The 20,878-nt window shown below is 64.0% G+C and carries 14 protein-coding genes; 7 read left to right on the top strand and 7 right to left on the bottom strand.

The features are described from left to right. Positions 1-30 precede the first annotated feature (30 nt). Genes BN423_RS04015 through BN423_RS04005 form a run of 3 tightly spaced genes read right to left on the bottom strand, consistent with a single transcriptional unit; the run spans position 31 to position 2,002 of the window. Entirely contained in the window at positions 31-348 is a 318-nt protein-coding gene (locus BN423_RS04015; RefSeq protein WP_232385492.1) for a branched-chain amino acid transporter permease, read from the bottom strand. A 5-nt stretch (positions 349-353) separates the two neighbouring features. Then, the gene (locus BN423_RS04010) at positions 354-1,196 is read right to left on the bottom strand and encodes an AzlC family ABC transporter permease (RefSeq protein WP_019238978.1); all 843 of its coding nucleotides are present in this window, start codon (positions 1,194-1,196) and stop codon (positions 354-356) included. 47 nt (positions 1,197-1,243) lie between these two features. Then, positions 1,244-2,002 (bottom strand): cyclase family protein, encoded by a 759-nt coding sequence (locus BN423_RS04005; RefSeq protein WP_019238977.1) that lies wholly within the window; start codon positions 2,000-2,002, stop codon positions 1,244-1,246. A gap of 293 nt (positions 2,003-2,295) precedes the next feature. On the opposite strand from BN423_RS04005, the gene BN423_RS04000 reads away from it, so the two are divergent. The 4 genes from BN423_RS04000 to BN423_RS03985 all read left to right on the top strand — a co-directional run bounded on the left by BN423_RS04000 (position 2,296) and on the right by BN423_RS03985 (position 8,132). Next, positions 2,296-3,054: a DeoR/GlpR family DNA-binding transcription regulator gene (locus tag BN423_RS04000; RefSeq protein WP_019238976.1), complete on the top strand. Its 759-nt coding sequence runs from the start codon at positions 2,296-2,298 to the stop codon at positions 3,052-3,054. A 37-nt stretch (positions 3,055-3,091) separates the two neighbouring features. After that, positions 3,092-4,000: a 1-phosphofructokinase gene (pfkB, locus tag BN423_RS03995; RefSeq protein ID WP_019238975.1), complete on the top strand. Its 909-nt coding sequence runs from the start codon at positions 3,092-3,094 to the stop codon at positions 3,998-4,000. A gap of 169 nt (positions 4,001-4,169) precedes the next feature. Then, positions 4,170-6,158: a PTS fructose transporter subunit IIABC gene (locus tag BN423_RS03990; RefSeq protein WP_019238974.1), complete on the top strand. Its 1,989-nt coding sequence runs from the start codon at positions 4,170-4,172 to the stop codon at positions 6,156-6,158. Positions 6,159-6,533: 375 nt separating this feature from the next. Next, entirely contained in the window at positions 6,534-8,132 is a 1,599-nt protein-coding gene (locus BN423_RS03985; protein WP_019238973.1) for a 4Fe-4S dicluster domain-containing protein, read from the top strand. A gap of 12 nt (positions 8,133-8,144) precedes the next feature. Here BN423_RS03985 and BN423_RS03980 read toward each other — a convergent pair whose 3' ends face one another. Next, positions 8,145-9,005, bottom strand: a complete 861-nt coding sequence (locus BN423_RS03980; RefSeq protein ID WP_019238972.1) for an HD domain-containing protein — start codon at positions 9,003-9,005, stop codon at positions 8,145-8,147. Between the two features lie 486 nt (positions 9,006-9,491). Next, positions 9,492-13,337, bottom strand: a complete 3,846-nt coding sequence (locus BN423_RS03975; RefSeq protein ID WP_019238971.1) for a phosphoribosylformylglycinamidine synthase — start codon at positions 13,335-13,337, stop codon at positions 9,492-9,494. Positions 13,338-13,722: 385 nt separating this feature from the next. Between BN423_RS03975 and BN423_RS03970 the strand changes: the two genes are divergently transcribed. From BN423_RS03970 to BN423_RS03960, 3 genes are all read left to right on the top strand, one after another. Next, on the top strand, positions 13,723-15,150 hold the full coding sequence (locus BN423_RS03970; protein ID WP_019238970.1) for an amino acid permease: 1,428 nt from the start codon (positions 13,723-13,725) through the stop codon (positions 15,148-15,150). 279 nt (positions 15,151-15,429) lie between these two features. Further along, on the top strand, positions 15,430-16,662 hold the full coding sequence (locus BN423_RS03965; protein WP_019238969.1) for an arginine deiminase: 1,233 nt from the start codon (positions 15,430-15,432) through the stop codon (positions 16,660-16,662). Between the two features lie 86 nt (positions 16,663-16,748). Beyond that, entirely contained in the window at positions 16,749-17,840 is a 1,092-nt protein-coding gene (locus tag BN423_RS03960; protein ID WP_019238968.1) for an ornithine carbamoyltransferase, read from the top strand. Positions 17,841-18,012: 172 nt separating this feature from the next. On the opposite strand, the gene BN423_RS03955 is transcribed toward BN423_RS03960, so the two are convergent. Together BN423_RS03955 and BN423_RS03950 are read right to left on the bottom strand one after the other, a co-directional pair. After that, complete coding sequence (locus BN423_RS03955; protein WP_019238967.1) at positions 18,013-19,107, bottom strand: ArsR/SmtB family transcription factor; 1,095 nt, start codon at positions 19,105-19,107, stop codon at positions 18,013-18,015. 187 nt (positions 19,108-19,294) lie between these two features. Further along, positions 19,295-20,626, bottom strand: a complete 1,332-nt coding sequence (locus BN423_RS03950; RefSeq protein ID WP_019238966.1) for a homoserine dehydrogenase — start codon at positions 20,624-20,626, stop codon at positions 19,295-19,297. Between the last annotated feature and the right edge of the window lie 252 nt (positions 20,627-20,878).

Here is a 20,878-nt window from a genome sequence, read left to right as displayed (position 1 = left end):
CACAACAACCCCCGTCCCCATTGGCGGGAGCTAGAACACGAGGTTCACGAGGAGCATGTAGACGATGGTGCTCGAGAGAATCGAGACGAGCATGCTGCGACGCCAGAGATACGTGCCGCCGGCGATGAGGATGCCGATCGTCTCGGGTATACCATGCGCGCCGGCGAGTACGTCGACGTCTTTCAGGCAGTACACGACGAGCAGGGCGAATACCGCGCCGGGGAGCGCCTGTCCCAGGTAGCGCACGACCGCAGGCGTCTCGCGTCCGGCGGGAAAGGCCAGGAAGGGGAGGGCACGGGTGAGCACGGTCGCCCCTGCCGCCGAGAGGATGACGAGCACCATTTGCATACCGGTTACGCAGCGTCACCTCCCTGCGCAGCGACCGCGCTTGCAGGTGAGGTGCCCATTTCCGCAGCGTCCCCGGATGTGCCGCCCGTGCCCGCATCCGCGCCCGCGGCCTCCGCGCTTGCGGCGGCGTACTTCGGCTCCACCTTGCGGCGCACGGCGAGCACGCCCACCAAGATGAGCGCCATGGCGGGCAGAATGAACGAGTCCGCACCGAAGAGAACGAGCATCCCGGCGGAAGCGACAAGCCCTATCACCGCGCCGGCGTGACTCGCATCCTTGAGCCACTGGTCGAGGAAGATCACCACGAAGAGTGCCGTCATGGCGAACGAGATACCCTCCACTTCCATAGCGAGGGCGTTGCCGAAGATGCTTCCCAGCGTGCAGCCGAGTATCCAGTATGACTGGTTGAGCACGCTCACCCAGGTCATGAACCATCCCTCGTCGACGCCTTCGGGCGCGCGGGTGGAGAAGTTGATCGAGAACGTTTCATCGCACATGGCGAAGATGAGGTACGGGCGCTTGCGTCCCATGTTGCGGAACCGCTCGAGCATCGAGATGCCGTAGAAGAGGTGGCGCGCGTTTATGACGAACACCATGATGAAGGTCTGGAGCGGGTTGAACGTGGCGGTGAGCATCGACGCGACGACGAACTCCGCAGACCCGGCGAAGATGCAGCAGGCCATGAGCGTCGGAACCCACCAGGGAAGTCCCAGCGAGGCGGCGTAGATGCCACAGGTTATGCCCAGAAAGAGAAAGCCGGCGAGGATGGGCAGGGTGTAGGGGAACGCGGCGCGCAAGGCCGTAAGCCGCACGTTACCAGCAGATTGCTGCACGCTCTCTTCGTCCACTACCCCTCCTCGCACGTGAGAATTTCCGTCCTGGACTCAGATTATCACTAGAAGACCGCGACGACACGGGCGGGGAGGCCCGTCGCGCCCTCGATGTGCGGCCAGGTCACGAACACGACGGCGCCCGTGGCGGGAACCTTGTCGAGGTTCGCCATGACCTCGACCTGCAGATGCCCGTTATCGAGCACATAGCGCTCGCAGGCAAGGTCATCGGCCTCGGCGGCGAGGAACGACGCGTCCGTGTCGAACGTCTCGTGGCCGTTCATCTGGATGCCACGCTCCTCGTACAGGAACTTCAGCGCCTCCATGGACCAGCCGGGGCAGTGCTCGCCGCCCTCGGCATCGAAGTTGTTGAGCGCGTCGTTATCTGGCCAGCGCGTATACCAATCCGTGCGCAGCGCCACGAACGAGCCCTCGGGGATGCGGCCGTGCTCGGTCTCCCACGCTTCGATATCCGCGACGGTCACGGCGGTGTCCGGCCCTTCGGCGGCGACCTTGCCGGTAAGGTCGACCACGCAAAGCGGCATGGCCGTCCAGCTGCCGTCGCCCACCTCGTACGCCTCCGAGCCCACGGCGCCCGGGGTGAAGTGGCTCGGGAAGTCTACGTGCGTTCCGAACTGCCCCGGGAACTTGTACGTATGGATGCGGCGCGAGAGCATCTCTTCGTCGTAGTCGAAGACCGTGCGGCAGAGCTCGACGGAGCCCTCCGGGATGCCCGCCCAGTAGGGGCTTTCGTTCGTGAGGGGATGGGTGAGGTCGACCCAGGTGGCGCCCCTCAGCTCGTCCAGCATGTTCCACAGGCTCATGGTTGCTCCTTTCGCGCGGCGTTCTATGCAGGTAGGAGCATTGTACGACAACGTGGGGACTGAACTTGGGCGTTACTTCGCGTCATACGTTTGAAACGATGTCCCGGGCTCGCTTGAACCATTCACGGTGTGATTCCTACCGTTGGCGGAAGATGAACGAATCTGACCGATAATGACTGATTCTGATGATATTGTTCTACCCGTGAAGGAAATTGAACGTTAGTGACGGAATCTGAACAGATTCGAAGTTGAGCAGATCTGGAGCCGTCGGCAGAAGTTGGGAGGGTTGCGCCATGCTTGCAGAGGAACGGCTCAACAGGATCGTCGCTGTGGTGGACGAGCGGGGGACCGTCACCTCCGCCGAGCTCATGGAGCTGCTGAACGCATCGGAGTCCACCGTTCGCCGCGACCTCACGCGCCTTGCGCAGGAAGGGCGCATCGTGAAGGTTCACGGCGGTGCCGCCTCTGCGGGTGCGACGGCGGCTCGGCGCACGGTGGTCTCGGTCGACCAGGCGGTGGGTGAGCGCCACGAGCTCTATCTTGCCGAGAAGCGGCGCATCGCGCGCTTTGCGGCGACGCTTATCGGCCCCAGCGATTTCGTCTACATCGACGCCGGTTCCACCACGGGATGCCTGGCGGACGCCATCACTGAGCATTCAGCCACCTACGTGACGAACTCCGTGGAGATCGCGCACGCCCTGTTCGAAAAAGGTTGCCGCGTGCTCATGCCGGCGGGCGAGATCAAGACCGTTACCGGCGCGCTCGTGGGCGAGCAGACGGTGGAGACGCTTCGCCGCTTCCGCTTCACGATCGGGTTCTTCGGCACGAACGGCGCGACGCCTGATGCCGGCTTCACGACGCCTGAGCTGGGCGAAGCCCTGGTGAAGGAGACCGCGCTCGCGCATACGCTCAAGCCGTACGTGCTGTGCGATTCGAGCAAGCTTTCCGCTGTATCGCCCGTCGCCTTCGCGGCGTTCGACGACGCCGTGGTCATCACCGACGCCGTACCCAGCGAACTCGACGGTTATTCGAATGTCATCGTCGTCGAGTAGGACATCGACACCCCACCGTCTCCCAAGGAGGAAGCACATGATTTACACCGTAACGTTCAACCCGTGCCTCGACTACATCATCCAGGTCAACGGTCTCAAGCTCGGGCTCGTGAACCGAACCGCGCATGAGGAGATGCTGCCCGGCGGCAAGGGCGTGAACGTGTCCATCGTGCTCAGGAACCTCGGCCACGAGAATCGTGCGCTCGGCTTCCTTGCGGGCTTCACGGGGGCGGAGATCGCGCGCCGCCTGCGCGAGACGGGCGTCGAGGCGGATTTCATCGAGGTCGCCGAGGGTATGAGCCGCATCAACGTGAAGATCAACTCCGACGGCGTTGAGACCGAGGTCAATGGCATGGGTCCCGCCATTCAGCCGGCGGATGTCGAAGCGCTCTACGCGAAGCTCGACGAGCTCACGGCCGGCGACACCCTCATCATCTCTGGCAGCGTGCCGAGTGTGCTGCCCGGCGACATCTATGAGCGCATCATGGCCAGGCTCGAGGGTCGCGGCGTGTCTATCGTCGTCGACGCCACGCGCGACCTGCTCGTGAACGTGCTGCCGTATCACCCCTTCCTCATCAAGCCGAACAACCACGAGCTCGGCGAGATCTTCGACGTGGAGCTCCGCACTCGCGAAGAGGTCGTGCCCTGGGCGCGGAAGATGCAGGAGCGCGGGGCGCGCAACGTTCTTGTCTCCATGGCGGGCGAGGGCGCGGTGCTCGTGGCCGAGGACGGCTCGGTGCACGAGAGCCCGGCGCCGCGCGGTCATGTGGTGAACTCCGTAGGAGCGGGCGACTCGATGGTCGCAGGCTTCGTTGCGGGCTATACCGAGAGTGGCGGCGACTACGAGCAGGCGTTCCGCATGGGCGTGTGCACTGGTTCCGCCAGCGCGTTCTCCATGCAGCTCGCCACGCGCGCCGAAGTCGAGGCACTCCTCGCCGCCCTCTGAGATGCCATTAGGGACGGCCTGCCATTGGGGACGGGGGATAGTGGCTGGGCGCGTCCATCGCTGTGATGCGCTCTGAACCCGTTCGATCAAGAGTCGATGTAGAACGTACGACGTCTTTCGAGGTCGTTTCATCCATCATGCGGCGTTTTGCCGAGAAAGGAGTATTGACATGAAGATCACCGGATTGCTGAAGAAGGAGGGTGTGAAGCTCGGCGTAGTCGCCGCGTCGCAGGATGAGGCCATCGATGTCCTCGTCGATTTGCAGTGCGGCATCGGGGCTGTCGCAGACCGCGACCGCTACAAGCAAGCCGTGCTCGCACGCGAAGCTGAGTTCTCCACCGCCGTGGGCGAGGGCGTGGCGATTCCGCATGCCAAAACCGATGCTGTGAGCGAGCCCGGTCTCGTGGCGATCACCGTGCCCGGCGGCGTGGACTGGAAGGCGCCCGACGGCAAACCCTCCGACCTCATCTTCCTCATCGCCGCTCCCGACACGCAGGCGAACGTGCACCTCGAGGTGCTCGCCAAGCTCTCGGCGCTCCTCATGCACCCCGAGTTCTCGGCGGCGCTTCGCGCGGCGACGTCGGTAGACGAATTCCTTGCCGCGATCGATGCCGCGGAAGCTGCCTACGACGCCGAACAAGAGGCCAAGGCAGCTGCAAAGGCCGCTCCCGCAGCAGCCGCGCAGGACAGCGGCCTGCCGCAGATCCTTGCAATCACCGCGTGTCCCACGGGCATCGCGCACACCTACATGGCCGCCGAGAACCTCGAGAAGGTGGCGGGCGAGATGGGCTACACCATCAAGGTCGAGACCCAGGGCTCCGTGGGCACGAAGAACGCGCTCACCGCGGAGGAGATCGCTGCGTGCAAGGGCATCATCATCGCAGCGGACAAGGGTATCGAGCTCAGCCGCTTCGACGGCAAGCCGCTCTACTCCACGAACGTTTCCGCCGGCATCAACGATGCCGAGCGCCTCATCAAAATCATCGTGGACGGCGAGGCGCCCATCTGCCACGCGAAGGGCGGGTCTTCCGCTCCGGCGGCCGCCTCGGGCGACGGTATCGGCTCGCAGATCTACAAGCACCTCATGAATGGTGTCTCGCACATGCTGCCGTTCGTCGTGGGCGGCGGTATCCTGAAGGCCATCGCCTTCCTGGTGGACACCCAGGGCATGGGAACGGCTGCCTATGGTAGCTCCACGCCGCTCGCCGCGTTCTTCAACCTCGTGGGCGGCACGGCGTTCGACTTCATGCTGCCCATCCTGGCCGCGTTCATCGCCATGTCGATCGCCGACCGTCCCGGCCTCGCGCCCGGTCTGGTGGGCGGCTGGCTCGCCAAACAGGGCTTCACGCTCGGCTACCTCGCCACGGCCATGGACGCCGAGGCGCAGGGCGCCCTCATCTCGGGCGGCTTCATCGCAGCGCTCTTCGCCGGCTTCGCAGCGGGCTACCTCACGCTTGCCTTCGAGAAGGCCTGCGACCATCTGCCCAGCTCGCTCGAGGGCATAAAACCGGTGCTCTTGTACCCGCTCGTGGCGATCTTCGGTATCGGCTTCGTGATGCTCGCGCTGAACCCCGTCTTCGCGGCGATCAACTCCTGGCTCACCGGTGCGCTGAATAGCCTCGGCACGGGCAACCTCGTGCTCCTGGGCGCTGTTGTGGGCGGCATGATGTCCGTCGACATGGGCGGTCCCTTCAACAAGGCGGCCTACGTGTTCGGCACCGGCATGCTCGCTGCTGGCACCACCTCCGCGCAGATCGTCATGGCGTCCGTCATGGTCGGCGGCATGGTTCCTCCCATCGCCGTTGCGCTTTCCACCACGTTCTTCAAGAATCGCTGGACCGAGGCGGATCGCAAGGCCGGCATCGTGAACTACATCATGGGTCTTTCGTTCATCTCTGAGGGCGCGATTCCCTATGCCGCCGCCGATCCCGGTCGCGTGCTGCCCAGCTGCATCATCGGTTCGGCCGTCGCCGGCGCGCTCTCCGCGCTCTTCGGCTGCACGAGCCCCGCGCCCCATGGCGGCGCTTGGGTCATCGCCGTCATCGGCAATCCGGTGATGTACCTTGTGGCGCTCATCGCGGGCTCCGTGATTGCCGCGCTCATTCTCTCGTTCCTCAAGAAGCCGCTTTCGGCTGAGGAATCCGGGCTCGCGAAGTAACGAATCGCGTGCTCCGTTCGCCCGCGGGCGGACGATACGTTCCCGGCGAGCCGGTCGTTGCCTTCGGGCGCGGCCGGCTCGCTGCATGGATGTTGGGGCGGGCGTTGGAGTACTGCCAAAAGGGACTGTCCCTTTTGGGACGGGGGGGGGTGGATCCTCGCCAATAACCCCCGTCCCCTTTGGCAGGGCAGAACCCGCACCAGCCAATAACCCCCGTCCCCTTTGGCGGGGCATTGTTGAGAAGAGGGGCGGCGGAACAGTAAAAACACTCTTACGTACCCTCGCATTTGTTTGCGTCTCCTTTATACTAAGACGGCATGGAACAAGACGGGCGCCGCGCGGTTGCGAGCGCCCGATCCTTTGAGGGGAGAAAACATGGCAGAAGCGATGCGCGGCGTCTACACGAGCCTGACGAAGATCCGCCGCACCGTGTTCCGCGAGGTAGCTCGCATTGCGTACGAGGACACCGACGGCGTGTACGATGAGTTCGACGACCTGCCCTACGAGATCATCTCGGGCGATGTCGCAACGTACCGCGAAAGCGTCTTCCTCGAGCGCGCCATCGTGGGCGAGCGCATCCGTCTCGCCATGGGTCTGCCCATGCAGGGCGCCGATCGTCCGGCGAAGATTTCCGAGGGCACGGAGCTCGCGGCCAAGCCCGAGACGTACTACGAACCCCCGCTCATCAACATCATCAACTTCGCGTGCAACGCGTGCGCTGAAGAGAAGTACGTGGTCTCGAACCTCTGCCAGGGCTGCCTCGCGCATCCCTGCAAGGAGGTGTGCCCCAGGGACGCGATTTCGTTCATCGACGGCAAGGCCCACATCGACCAGGAGAAGTGCATCAAGTGCGGCCGTTGCCGCCAGGCGTGCCCCTACACCGCTATCGCGCATTGGCAGCGCCCGTGCGCCGCGGCGTGCGGCATGAACGCGATCGGCTCCGACGAGCAGGGTCGCGCCGTGATCGATTACGACAAGTGCGTCTCGTGCGGCCAGTGCCTCGTGAGCTGCCCGTTCGGCGCCATCGCGGACAAGAGCCAGATCTTCCAGATCATCCAGGCCATCCGTACGGGCGAGGAGGTCATCGCCGCGGTGGCGCCCTCGTTCGTGGGGCAGTTCGGCGGCCGCGGCAACGTTGACAAGCTGCGCGAGGCGTTCAAGAAGCTCGGCTTCGCGGGCGTGGAGGAGGTCGCCATCGGCGCGGACCTTTGCGCGGTTCAGGAGGCCGGCTACTTCCTGGAGGAAGTGCCCGAGAAGATTCCGTTCATGGGCACGAGCTGCTGCCCCGCGTGGTCGGTCATGGCGAAGAAGGAGTTCCCCGAGCACGCCGGGTGCATCTCGATGGCGCTCACGCCCATGGTGCTCACCGCGCGCCTCATTCGCGAGCAGCATCCCACGGCGAAGATCGTCTTTGTGGGGCCGTGCGCCGCGAAGAAGCTCGAGGCCATGCGCAAGAGCGTGAAGAGCGAGGTCGACTTCGTGCTCACGTTCGAGGAGATGGCAGGCATGATGGAGGCCAAGGGCATCGAGTACACGAAGCTCAAGGGCGACGGCGCCTCGGACTTCGACGTCGCGAGCGCGTCTGGCCGCGGTTTCGCCGTGGCGGGCGGCGTCGCGCAGGCCGTGGTCGACGCCATCCATAAGGACCATCCCGACATGGAGGTCAAGGTGGCGGCCGCGCAGGGCTTGGAGAACTGCCGCAAGATGATGAAGGATGCCGTGAAGGGCAAGTACGACGGCTACCTGCTCGAGGGCATGGCGTGTCCGGGCGGCTGCGTGGCGGGCGCCGGCACCATCCAGGCCGTGTCGAAGACGGCGGCGCAGGTCAAGGCCTATTCCAAGAAGTCGCCGCACAAGCTTGCGACGGAGAACATGTACAACAAGTACCTCGACGTGCTCGAGCGTGCCGAAGACGGCATTCGTTCCGAGGACGCCGTGGCGGAAAGCCTCGAGGCCCAGAAGGGCGAGGCGTAAGATTATTCGCTTCTAGCAGAGCCGTTCATCAACCCAAGCGCGAAGGTGGCCGTCCATGCGATTCATAAGCTGGGCGGTCGCCTTTTTTTCGAAGGGGCGCGTAATGCCGAACGGTCGCTCGAGGGCGCGATAGATGTACTCCTGCTCGTCGGCGATTTCGAGGCTTGTGGGATAGACGAGCTCGAAGGCAAAGCAAGCAAGGTTGACGAGGTAGTCTACCGGCGTGACGCGTTCGGAGTAGTGCGCGGTGTGGTGCTCGAAGAACGCGTCCTCGATGGCGGGGGAGACGGCGCTCGCGAGAAGCTCGTCTTCGGTTGCGTTGAGCACGGTCTCGACGGTGTCTGTGCTGGCAACCCGCAGAATGTCGAGTTTGTCTGCATCGCGGACGACATCGCAGATGGCGTGTGTGCGAACGTTGAGGTCTTCGGGCAGCCGGTAGTCGCTATGGAAGCCTACCGCGGCGCGGATGACCTCTTCGAGCTCGTCGCTCGGGTCGATGAAGCGGTGGATGATGCCGATGGTGCCCGCGGCGCTCCCGTCATCATCGGCGACGCCCGTATCGCCCTCGTTGCCGAAAAGCACCTCGACTCCGAGCGCCGCATGTCTCGTCGATGCGGCGTCGCTAAACGTGTCCCAGCGCTGCAGCTGCTCGAAGCGGCCGATATCATGTAGAAGGCCGCAAAGCCAGGCAAGATCGACGCCCGCCGGCGTGAATCCCGCTTCGCGCGCGATGCGCTCGCAGAGTTCCGCGACGCGCAGCGTGTGCTCGACCTTGAGTGCGATGCGCGGGTTCGTTGCGTCGTATGCTGCCACATAGCTATCGAACGCCTCCCGCGCGCGGCGACGGTCGATGGTGTGCGTAAGGTCTGCCATTGTGTCCCTCACTGACGAAACTGGTAATGTGACGTTACCAGGTAACAGGAAAACTGGTAAGAAGATGTTACCAGTTGCTAGAAGCGAAGCCGGTTCGCACGAAACGACAAGCTCGGCCACTCTCCAGGGTCATCACAATGAAAACGGCGAGTCCGAATTCCCAGATCGCGCCAAGTGAACAGTTTTATAGGGGTTCGCTAAGTAGCAAGGGAAGAAGCGGCAAAAAGTTCGCAGGTCGCAGCCTCACGGGTTTCAGAGATACTTCGCTACCCCCCGCCAAAACCGTTCATTTGGCGCAATTTGTTCGAGCCGGGCCTCGAGCCCTGTGTCCCCGCATCCTCTCATTGCCGCAGCAAGGCAGAAAACGCGAGGAGGGATACCGCCGAGCCGGTGTTCCCTAAGCGAACATTCCGCAGCCGCGAAGCGGCGAGGACGTTCGCGTGGGAACTCCTGCTCGGCGGTGCCCCTCCCGGTTAGCGTCAAGGACTATGCGAAGTACTTCACGCCGCTCTCGAAGATGGGCATGAACTTCTCGCCCGGCACGTTCTGGTACAGGCCGTCGCCGCGGCGCTCCACGTGGCCCATCTTGCCGAAGACGCGGCCGTCCGGTGAGGTAATGCCCTCGATGGCGAGGACGGAGCCATTCGGGTTGACGGACAGGTCCATGCTGGGCGCGCCGGCCTCGTTCACGTACTGCGTCGCGATCTGACCGCCCTCGCGAAGCTGCGCGAGCACCTCGTCGTTCGCCACGAAGCGACCCTCGCCGTGGGAGATGGCCACGGTGTAGGTATCGCCCACTTCGCAGGCAGAGAGCCAGGGCGAAAGGTCGCTCGCCACGCGCGTACGCACCAAGCGGCTCTGGTGGCGGCCGATGGTGTTGAACGTGAGCGTGGGCGCGTCGGCCGTCGCGGGCACGATATCGCCATACGGCACGAGCCCCAGCTTCACGAGCGCCTGGAAGCCGTTGCAGATGCCCAGCATGAGGCCGTCGCGGTTCTGCAGGAGGTCGCGCACGGCCTCCGTCACCTCGGGCGCGCGGAAGAACGCGGTGATGAACTTCGCGGAGCCGTCGGGCTCGTCGCCGCCGGAGAAGCCGCCGGGGATCATGACGATCTGGCTCTCGCGGATGCGGCGGGCGAGCTCGGCCGTGCTCTCGGCGACCGCCTCGGGCGTGAGGTTGTTGATGACGAGGGTATCGGCCACGGCGCCGGCGGCGGTGAAGGCGCGGGCGCTATCGTACTCGCAGTTGTTGCCGGGGAACACGGGGATGATCACGCGCGGGCGCGCGAACTTCTCGCCGGCATACACGGTTTGGATGCGACCGGTCTCCGCGCAGCTAAAGTTCACCGTTTCGATGGCCGGCAGCTTGGCGGCTTCCTCGGCAGGTGTGCGATAGGGGAAGACGCCCTCGATGGCGGCCTCCCATGCCTCCTGCAGCTCGGCGAGATCGAGCGCTTCGTCATAGGCAGAAAGCTCGTACGCTTCGGTGGTATGGCCGAGCTCTACGACGCGAGCACCCTCGATCTCGGGCAGCTCGGTGCCGTCTGCAAGCTCCACCATGAAGCAGCCGTAGGCGTGGTCGAACAGGTCGCGTGCCTCGGCCTCGTAGTACTCATCGGAGACGGTGAAGCCCAGACGATTGCCCACGCATGCCTTGAAGAGCACCTCGGCGATGCCGCCGAAGCCCGGCGTGGAGATGGAAAGCGCCTTGCCCTCGCGCACAAGCTCTTCAACGGCGCCGAAGACGGCAAGCAGCGACTCGGCATCCGGCACGAGGTCGTCGTCGCAGTAGGCGGGCTCGATGAGCGCGACGCGGTGTCCCGCACCCTTGAACTCAGGTGAGACCACGCGGTCGAGTGAACCGGTCGCGACGGCGAAGGAGACGAGCGTGGGCGGCACGTCGAGGTCCTCGAACGAGCCGCTCATGGAGTCCTTGCCGCCGATGGCGCCGGCGCCCAGGTCGACCTGCGCCATGAGGGCACCGAGCACCGCCGCGACGGGCTTGCCCCAGCGCTCGGGGACGTCGCGCAGACGCTCGAAATACTCCTGGAAACTCAGGTAGGCGCGCTCATGTTCGAAGCCGGTCGCCACGAGGCGCGCGATGCTCTCCACCACGGAAAGGTACGCGCCGCGGTACTGGTCGGCCGCCATGATGTAGGGATTGAAGCCCCACGCCATGCCGGAGACCGTGGTGGTCTCGCCGTCGACCGGGAACTTCGCCACCATGGCCTGCGCGGGCGTGAGCTGCTCGCTGCCGCCGAACGGCATGAGCACGGTGGCCGCGCCGATCGTGGAGTCAAATCGCTCCGAGAGGCCCTTGTTCGAAGCCACATTAAGATCGGTTACGAGGGCGTGCATCGCGTCGGCGAAGGAGTCGACCTCCTCAGCGCCGGGTACGAGCGGCACGGTGCTCTCGAAGATGTTCTCCAGGCTGCCGAATTCGTCGAGGGCGGCCTCGGCGAGGTCGCTTTCTGGGTCGATGGGTGCGATACCCTGTGCCTCCACGTGCACTGTCTGATGCTTCGGGGCGCCGTTCGAGGCGAGGAACTCGCGCGAGAGATCCACGATGACGTCGCCCATCCAAGCCATGCGCACGCGCTTCTCGTGCGTGACCTCGGCGATGACGTTGGCCTCGAGGTTCTCCTCCGTGGCGTAGGCCATGAACTCGTCGACGTCGTCCTCGGCCACGGCCACGGCCATGCGCTCTTGGGACTCGGAGATGGCAAGCTCGGTGCCGTCGAGACCCTCGTACTTCTTCGTGACCTGGTCGAGGTCGATGTAGAGGCCGTCGGCAAGCTCGCCCACGGCAACGCTCACGCCGCCCGCGCCAAAGTCGTTGCAGCGCTTGATGAGGCGACAGGCGTCCTCGCGGCGGAAGAGGCGCTGAAGCTTGCGCTCCATGGGGGCGTTGCCCTTCTGCACCTCGGCACCGTCTTTCTCGATGGACTCGACGTTATGCGCCTTGGACGAACCGGTGGCGCCGCCGATGCCGTCGCGGCCGGTACGCCCGCCCAAGAGGATGATCTTGTCGCCGGGCTGCGGCTCCTCGCGGCGCACGTGGCTCGCGGGGGTCGCGCCCACCACGGCACCGACTTCCATGCGCTTGGCAACGTAGCCGGGGTGGTAGAGCTCGGAGACCTGCCCGGTGGCGAGGCCGATCTGGTTGCCGTAGGAGGAGTAGCCGGCGGCGGCCGTGGTCACGAGCTTGCGCTGCGGGAGCTTGCCCTCGAGCGTCTCCGCGACGGGCACGGTTGGATCAGCCGCGCCGGTGACGCGCATGGCCTGGTAGACGTAGCTGCGGCCGGAGAGCGGGTCGCGGATGGCACCGCCGATGCACGTGGCCGCGCCGCCGAAGGGCTCGATCTCGGTGGGGTGGTTGTGGGTCTCGTTTTTGAAGAGGAAGAGCCAGTCCTGGTCCTCGCCGTCGACATCGACCTTCACCTTGACGGTGCAGGCGTTGATCTCCTCAGATTCGTCGAGACCGGTGAGCTGCCCCGTGTGCTTGAGCCACTTCGCGCCGAGCGTGCCCATGTCCATGAGGGTGACGGGCTTCTCGTCGCGGCCGAGCTCGTGGCGCATCGCGAGGTAGCGGTCGAAGGCTTCCTGCACCACGGCGTCGTCGATCTGCACGTCGTCGAGCACGGTGCCGAACGTCGTGTGGCGGCAGTGGTCGGACCAGTACGTGTCGATCACGCGGATCTCCGTGATGGAGGGGTCGCGGCCCTCGCCTTCGAAATACTGCTGGCAGAACGTGATGTCGGCGAGGTCCATGGCAAGGCCGCGCTCGGCGATGAACGCGGCGAGGCCGGCCTCGTCGAGCTCGCGGAAGCCATCAAGCACCTCGACAGGCTCGGGATCGGGAATCTCGGTGGCGAGCGTCTCGGGCTTCTCGAGGGCGGCGAGACGCGCCTCCACGGGGTTCACCACGTAGCGCTTGATTGCCTCGATGTCGGCGTCGGCGAGCTCGCCGCTCAAGATGTAGACCTTGGCGGAGCGCACGGTCGGCCGCTCGCCCTGGGAGATGAGCTGGATGCACTCGCTCGCGGAGTCGGCGCGCTGGTCGAACTGGCCGGGCAGGAACTCCACGGCGAACACGGCGGCGCCGGGAGCCTCAGGCAGCTCGTTATAGGTGACGTCGACCTGCGGCTCGCTGAAGACCGTGGGCACGCAGGCGTTAAAGAGCGCCTCGTCGATGCCCTCGACGTCATAACGGTTCACGAGGCGCACGCCCTCGAGCCCGCGTATGCCCAAGATCTCGGCGAGCTCTCCTTTGAGCTGCTGAGCCTCGACGTCGAAGCCCGGTTTCTTCTCCACGTAGATGCGAGAGACCATCCTGCCCGTCCCTTCCCTGGGTGTGATGCCATAACGTCTCTATGATACGGCAGCGAGGGGCGGGCGGGGATGACGACCATCGCGTGCTGCCGTATCTCCCAAAATATGCGAATGCGGGCAGTAAGCCGCCGCGTGGGAGGGGGCTTACTGCCCGGAATATCCGTGACAACGGGGACAGGTACCTTTGTTACACGAGGACCGTGCCGCACCGCCCTCCCTGAGGATTTTCGTTTCGAGGCGGCGGGAGTTCCGCTCACCGACGATTTCACAACGGCCGCGGTTCTCGTGCGCATCATGATTGACAGGCAAAACGCATTCACCTATAAGTGTGATTAGGTAATTAGCTAATAACCTATATACCTAATGACAAGAGAGAGGAGCTTGCATGGAGGAGCGAAAAAAGCTCGGTTTCTTTCCCATGTTCGCCTCGATTCTGGCCGGCATGATCGGCTCCGGTGTCTACGACCTTTCGTACCAGCTCGGCTTGGTTGCTTCTCCTGGTGCCGTCATCATCGCGTGGGCGGTCTGCTTCATCGGCATGCTCACCTTCACGCTATCCCTCATGAACCTTCTGAACAAGGAGCCCGAGGGCGATGGCCTGTACGTCTACGCGAATAAGGCCGCCGGCCCGCTCGGGGAGTTTATGAGCGCCTGGGGCTACTGGATGAGCGGATGGATCGGCAACATCGCGTTCGCGACCATGATGATGATTGCGCTGTCGACCTTCTTCCCCGTGCTCGGCGATACCGGCACGAGCTGGCCCGCCATCATCGTCGCCTCGGTGGTCATGTGGGCGCTGTTCTTCTTCATCAACCGCGGCGTCGAGAGCGCCATGATTATCAACTCGATCCTTACCGTGATCAAGGTCATCCCCCTCGTCCTGTTCTTCGTCGTGGTGGTCGTGAGCTTCAACTTCGGCGTGTTTACCACGGACTTCTGGACGAACTTCGCGGGCAACGTCACCCATGGCGGGTTCGACGCGCAGTCCGTCTTCGACCAGGTCACGAACTCCATCATGTCGCTGGTGTGGGTGTTCATGGGCATCGAGACCGCGGCACTCATGTCGCGCCGCGCCCAGAGCAAGAGCATCGCGGCGAGCGCCTCGATCACGGGTCTTGCCTGCGGTACGATCCTCATGTTTATCATCTCGATCCTGCCTTACGGCGTCATGACGGCCGACGAGTTCGTCGCCCTCGGCGAGCCCTCGGTCGCGCGCATGCTCGAGCTCTACATCGGCCCCATCGGCGGGCACCTCATCTCGGCTGCCATGGTGATCTCGATCTTAGGCGCGTGGATCAACTACACGCTCGGACCCACCGAGTCGCTGCTCATCCTCTCGGACCATGGCCTGCTGCCCAAGAAGTTCGGTGAGCTGAACGACCGCGGCGTGCCCACGTTCTCACTCTTCCTCACCACGCTCCTGGGCAACCTCCTGCTCATCTCCATGCACTTCACCGAGGACGCCTACAACTTCGGCTACAGCCTGAGCGCGTCGGCGATCCTCATCACCTGGGTGTTCATCACGATCTATCAGGTGAAGCGCGGGATCCAGCATCCGGACGACCCGGGGCGCGTGAAGAACCTCGTGATCGGCGTCATCGGCTGCGTGTACTTCTTCTACGCGATGTTCGTCAGCGGCATCTCCTATATCCTCCTCTGCGGCGTGCTCTACGTGGTGGGATTCTTCTTCTACTACAAGGCGCGCAAGGACGAGGGCATGGAGGCCGCCTTCAACGGTCGCGAGAAGCTCGCCGTCGCCGCCGTCGCCGTCGCCGCGGTCGTTGGCCTCGTCATGTACGTGATGGGCATGTGACGCTGAGATCCTCTCCACCGCGGGTGCCCGGGCGCCGCGCGGAGGCGTGCCCGATTCGGCTGCGATTTCAAGCCGGCTGCGGGCCGACCTCCCTCCCGACGGCGTCCCAGCCCGCGTGTGTTCAGACCCGGGCGGCCGCCATCGTCCGCTCGAACCGATTCAGGCACCTCCCGACATGTCGGAACAGGCTATCCCGTTGTGACGTCCAGCGGATACCGGCACGCATGTCGCCGTGCATCGCATCGTTTCGTTAACAACGCACGTAAGGAAGGAGTTTTTATGAGCAACATCCACGTGTACTCAGAGGTTGGCCCGGTCAAGAAGATCTTGATCTCGCGCCCCGAAGGGTACTTCGACGCCGTGCGGCCGGACTCCCGCGAGTTCCAGCTCGTCGACGACGTGGTGTGGGCCGAGAAAGCCTGCAAGGACCACGACGTCTTCGCCGGGCACCTGAAGAGCATCGGCGCCGAGGTGGTCTACCTCGAGGACTTGTTCGAGCAGTCGCTCGGCGACGAGGAGGATCGCCGCCGGTTCCTCGACGAGTACATGGACGAGGACTTCATCTACGATCCCGCCCTGCGCGAGCAGATCGCCGCGTACCTCATGCCCATGAGCGCGCACGACTTCGCCCGCGCCGTCATGGCGGGCATCGAGAAGGCCGACCTCGAGGGCACGGCGAAGCCCGCGTCGCTCGCCGACGTGCTCCCCGACGAGACGCCCGAGGATCCCTATGCGATGCATACCTCGGCGAACTTCATCATGTGCCGCGACCCCGGCTGCTCGGTGGGATCGAACTTCACGATCAACCGCTTCGTCCAGAACACCCGCAACCTTGAGACGGTCGTGTGGAAGCACGTCTTCGAGAACGTGCCGTCCTTCGCCGGCGGCGCGCAGCTCGTGCACACGAACGACCCGCACGGCGAGACCATCGAGGGCGGCGACATCGCCATCCTCTCGCCCGAGGTCATCGCGATCGGCCATAGCTGCCGCACGCACGCGGCGGCCATCGAGGAGTTCGCCAAGAACGTGCTCGCGAGCGGCGACAGCTTCAAGAAGGTCGTGGTGTTCGAGATCCCCAAGGGTCGTGCCTACATGCACCTGGACACCGTCTTCACCGCGGTCGACGTGGACAAGTTCACCTACTATCCCGGCATCATGGGCGGCCTCAAGCTCTACGAGCTCACCCTCGGCGCCGACGGCGAGCTCCACGCGGCGTGCACGGAGGAGGAGCTGGATGAGGCGCTCAAGCGCCTGCTGCACCTGCCTGCCGTGGATCTCATCCCCTGTGCCGGCGGGCATCCCTATTGGGCCGACTACGAGCAGTGGTCCGACGGTTCCAACACGCTCGCCGTGGCGCCGGGCGTGGTGTGCACCTACGACCGCAATTACCGCACCAACGAGGTGCTTCGCGCGCACGACATCAAGGTGCTCGAGGTTCCCTCCGGCGAGCTCTGCCGGGCGCGCGGCGGCCCGCGCTGCATGAGCATGCCGCTCGTCCGCGAGGACCTGTAGGCCGCGCCCCTCTGCATCGCCCGGTTCCGCGCCGGCGCGGGGCGACCTTCCGCGCCGGCTCGCCTAGCCCCAAGAAAGGAATGGCAATGATCAAGAAGAAGGACTTCATCGACGTTCAGGATTTCACCAAGGAGGAGTACCTCGAGCTTCTCGAGGTGATCCGCGTGCTCAAGGAGGCCGACCAGAAGGGCATCCAGGTGCCGCTGCTCAAGGGCATGACGATCGCCCTCATGTTCGACCAGCCGAGCACCCGCACCCGCGTGTCGTTCGAGTCCGCCATGGACAAGCTCGGCGGCGACGCGCTCTATCTCGAGACCAAGACCATGCATGTGGGCGAGGGTCGCGAGACCATGAAGGACACCGCGCTCGTGATCTCGGGCATGTGCGACGCGATCGAGTGCCGCAACGAGAACCATGACGCGATCGTCGACCTCGCCAAGTGGGCGACCGTGCCGGTCTTCAACGGCATGTCCTCGGTGCACATGCATCCCACGCAGGCGCTCTGCGACCTCTTCACCGTCATGGAGAACAAGCCCGCCGGCAAGAAGCTCGAGGACGTGAAGGTCATGTGGGTGGGCGACAACTCCGCCGACACTTCCAAGGAGAACTACCACCTGGGCGGCGTGTGCCGCTCCGTGGCGCTCCTCTTCTCCATCATGGGCATCACCTTCATCTCCTGCGCGCCCGAGCGCGCCAAGATGCTGCCCGAGGACGTGGCGGCGTGCAAGGCGAACTACGAGAAGTCCGGCGGCCAGTTCATCGAGACCGACGATCCGTACGAGTACATCGACCAGGTGGACTTCCTGTTCACCGATGCCTGGTGGTACCACGGCTCCGACGACCTCAAGCCCCAGAAGATCGAGGAGTTCTTCCCCAAGTACTCCATCAACCAGGAGCTCATCGATGCCGCGCCCGAGTGGGTCAAGGTCATGCATCCGCTGCCGGGCAACCGCGGCTATGAGATCTCGAATGAGGTCTGGGACGGCCCGCATTCGCTGCTCATGGAGCAGGCGGCCAACCGCTTCCACACCCAGAAGGGTCTGCTCGCCGCGTTCCTGATCCCGCGCAAGCGCCCTGCCAACGAGGCGCTCGCAGCCTACTACACCGCTCAGGTCGAGGCGCTTACTACCGAGACTGTCGATAAGGTGGCTGGGACGCACTTCGGTGAGTGGGTCTAGCCTAAGCGTGCGGTGTGAGCCTCATTTGAGAGGCGTCTGCGCATTTACGGTGGCATGACACCGAAACAACGTGACGGATAAAAGCCGGGGGCACGCTTTTAGGGGTGTGCCCCCGGCTTTGAGCAAAGAGCGGATGGGAGAACGGGCAGCTCGAAGAGGTGTGGTTCACCGCCTACCGTTCACTCGGTTCCGGCTCGAAGATTCGTGCGAGATATGCGAGGTTCGCCTGGTAGTTCTCGTTGAGAAAACGGTAGTAGACAGCGTTTTGCACGCGTTGGGGATAAACGAGCTCGGCCTCACGCATCTGATGTAGGTGTGCCGAGATCGAGCTCGGCGCTACGCGCAGCGTCTCGGCGAGCTCCTTAGTGGTTTTGGGAGAAGCCTGGAGTTCAATGAGGATCCTGAGCTTCATGGGGCTTCCGATGGCCTTGAGGAACAGTGCGATCTCTTCCGACACTTCAACGCTGGAACGCAAGGGGAGCGATATGCCCTTGTAGATGGTAAGACAGCCTTCAACGCAGTTGACCATAAGGTCCGGGGCGATGAATGCCGAGATGATCACTACCACGTTTTCAATGTCCGTGCGGCGGTAGGAAAGTTCGACTTGCTTTTCGAATCGTATGGCACCCTGCTCGATAACGATCTGGGGATGGCAGTTTCTGATATAGCTTTCTGCACCAATCTGCCCGAGCAGGCGACGTTCGTCTGCAAGGCAATCGAGCTCTCGGACACCGATGTCCTGCCAGAGTCGAGAGAACACCTGCTCCCAGTACACCTTGAGGAAGGTCGAGATGCGCGTGCGCACGTCTTTTTCATGTTCGATGAGCCAGCGCGCCCTCTCGACGGAAACATAATGCCGAAAAATCGGTGAGTCGGTATCGAGTGTCTCGAGATTTCCCTCGAGCGCCTCTTTGACGGTTTGACGAGGAAGCAGTCCCGAGAAGATACCGTACATGAAGTCCACGCGGTCGATGGTCTCGATGCTCGCTATGAAGCGCTCGGCGCTGTCGATGTTGTGTCGCTCGATGTAGCAAACATAGTCCATGAGGAGATTCCACTGCATGGTGATATTGGAGAGGAAGTCGAATTCCTCTCGCGATGCAGCGTCCATCGAGGAAAGGATACTGGTCGACCAGCCCTTCCATGTGGGATGGATATCGGGGCTTGCAAGCACATGGAGACTCGAAACCATCTCAGCCACGGGGCTGAGTTTGATCTCGACGGAGCGGAACGAAGACGCTTCCGATGCATCGCCTTTTATGAGCATGCGCGTTCCCTTTCAGCGAGGTTTCCGGATGCGCAGAAACGGTCAACGTATACTATCCTACGCTTCTCACATTTTGTGACGCTTTCGCTGAATAATACACAGAAGCTGCTGGAATACACGGCAGCGAGCGGACATCCGGCTGGGAGCCAGATGCCCGCTCGCACGCAAACTTGCTGACGCGCTATGCTTACTCGTTCGCCTCGGCGCCTTCTGCCCAGGCGGCGGTGTCCTCGATGCGGATGAGACTCGCCACGCGCTCGATCGTCGGCAGCTTCGCGAGTTCGGCGCAGGCGGCTTGGATGTCGCCCTCGCGCGCCTCCTCGGTGAGCACGACGATGCAGCGGCCGTCGTCCTGGACGACCTGCCGTGCCTCGGCGACGCCGATCTTGAACGCCTCGAGGGTGTCGGCGACGGCGGGGAGGGCGTCGTTGGTGTGCGTGGTGGTAAGGCGCAGGTAGTAACGGCAGCGAAGATCCTCGATCGAGCGGATCTCGAATCGGCGCTCGTAGGGCTCGGCTTCCGCCTCGGGTGCCTCGCCGCGCGAGATGGCGCGCGCAAGCTCGAGGATATCGCCCACCACGGCGCTCGCGGTGGGGAAGGAGCCCGCGCCCGCGCCGTAGAACATCGTCTCGCCCACGGAGTCGCCCACGGCGAAGACCGCGTTCATAGCGCCGTTCACGCTAGCGAGCATATGGCGCTCGGGAATCATGGTGGGGTGCACGCGCGCGTCGATCCCCGCGTCGGTCATGCGCGCGATACCGAGCAGCTTGATGACGCAGCCCATCTTGCGCGCCTCGTCGATATCGACGGGTGAGATGTCGCGGATGCCCTGCATGTACACGTCGTCCGTGGTCACGCGCGTGTGGAAGGCGATGGACGAGAGGATCGCGACCTTGCTTGCGGCATCGAAGCCGTCGACGTCGGCAGAAGGATCTGCCTCGGCGTAGCCCAGACGCTGCGCGTCGGCGAGTACATCGGCGAAACTCGACCCTTCAACCGTCATGCGCGAGAGGATGTAGTTTGTGGTCCCGTTCAAGATGCCGGCGATGGTGAGCATGCGGTTGCCCACGAGCGAGCGCTCGAGTGTCGCCACGATGGGGATTCCGCCGCCCGCAGACGCCTCGCAGCGCAGCTGGACGCCCGCCTCGCGCGCAAGGCCGCACAGCCGTTCCATGTTTCGGCCGAGCAGCGCCTTGTTCGCGGTCACGACGTGCTTGCCGGCCTCGAACGCGGCCTCGAAGATCTCTGTCGCGGGATGCTCGCCGCCGATGAGCTCGACCACGATATCCACCGCGGGATCCGCTACCACGTCGTGCCAGTCGGTGGTGAACGCCTCCGGCGCGATGCCGAGTTCCGCCGCCCGCTCCGGCTCGAGCGCGCATGTCTTCGCGACGCGCAGGTCGACGCCGAAGGCACGCAGGTACTCGTCGCGATTGCGCGCGATGGTGAGCGCGGTACCGCCGCCCACGGTTCCGAGTCCGATGAGTCCCACGTTCACGGTGCGCGTAGTTTCGGGCATATGCAGCTCCTCGTCCTTCGAATGATGAGATCCAGCCCGGCCGGTTTCCACCATGTTGGTTGCGCGCGGGCATCTACGACCATATCTGCCTGCAATTCCGGCGTGTTTGGCGCATGAGGGGCGAAACAGAGATGTAACATGCTCCGCACAGGTGTGGAGGCCGAAGAACCCGCAGGTAGCGTTTATGCGCGAGCCGCTTTGCACGCTTTTCGCGCCTCCTGGGGAGTCCGGCTGCCCCCAGAACCCTTACGT

The sequence above is a fragment of the Enorma timonensis genome (assembly GCF_000321165.1).
In the GTDB taxonomy this organism is placed as follows: domain Bacteria; phylum Actinomycetota; class Coriobacteriia; order Coriobacteriales; family Coriobacteriaceae; genus Enorma.
The sequence above is the reverse complement of the archived record's forward strand: the minus strand, read 5'-3'. Positions and strand labels throughout refer to the sequence as shown.

What these genes read in the sequence shown, in the direction of transcription:
- BN423_RS03980 (WP_019238972.1), bottom strand. Translation starts at nt 9,005, where the DNA reads ATGGCAGACCTTACGCACACCATCGACCGTCGCCGCGCGCGGGAGGCG.
- BN423_RS03965 (WP_019238969.1), top strand. Translation starts at nt 15,430, where the DNA reads ATGAGCAACATCCACGTGTACTCAGAGGTTGGCCCGGTCAAGAAGATC.
- BN423_RS03970 (WP_019238970.1), top strand. Translation starts at nt 13,723, where the DNA reads ATGGAGGAGCGAAAAAAGCTCGGTTTCTTTCCCATGTTCGCCTCGATT.
- BN423_RS03960 (WP_019238968.1), top strand. Translation starts at nt 16,749, where the DNA reads ATGATCAAGAAGAAGGACTTCATCGACGTTCAGGATTTCACCAAGGAG.
- BN423_RS03950 (WP_019238966.1), bottom strand. Translation starts at nt 20,626, where the DNA reads ATGCCCGAAACTACGCGCACCGTGAACGTGGGACTCATCGGACTCGGA.
- BN423_RS03955 (WP_019238967.1), bottom strand. Translation starts at nt 19,107, where the DNA reads ATGCTCATAAAAGGCGATGCATCGGAAGCGTCTTCGTTCCGCTCCGTC.
- BN423_RS03990 (WP_019238974.1), top strand. Translation starts at nt 4,170, where the DNA reads ATGAAGATCACCGGATTGCTGAAGAAGGAGGGTGTGAAGCTCGGCGTA.
- BN423_RS04015 (WP_232385492.1), bottom strand. Translation starts at nt 348, where the DNA reads ATGCAAATGGTGCTCGTCATCCTCTCGGCGGCAGGGGCGACCGTGCTC.
- BN423_RS04000 (WP_019238976.1), top strand. Translation starts at nt 2,296, where the DNA reads ATGCTTGCAGAGGAACGGCTCAACAGGATCGTCGCTGTGGTGGACGAG.
- BN423_RS03975 (WP_019238971.1), bottom strand. Translation starts at nt 13,337, where the DNA reads ATGGTCTCTCGCATCTACGTGGAGAAGAAACCGGGCTTCGACGTCGAG.
- pfkB (WP_019238975.1), top strand. Translation starts at nt 3,092, where the DNA reads ATGATTTACACCGTAACGTTCAACCCGTGCCTCGACTACATCATCCAG.
- BN423_RS04005 (WP_019238977.1), bottom strand. Translation starts at nt 2,002, where the DNA reads ATGAGCCTGTGGAACATGCTGGACGAGCTGAGGGGCGCCACCTGGGTC.
- BN423_RS03985 (WP_019238973.1), top strand. Translation starts at nt 6,534, where the DNA reads ATGGCAGAAGCGATGCGCGGCGTCTACACGAGCCTGACGAAGATCCGC.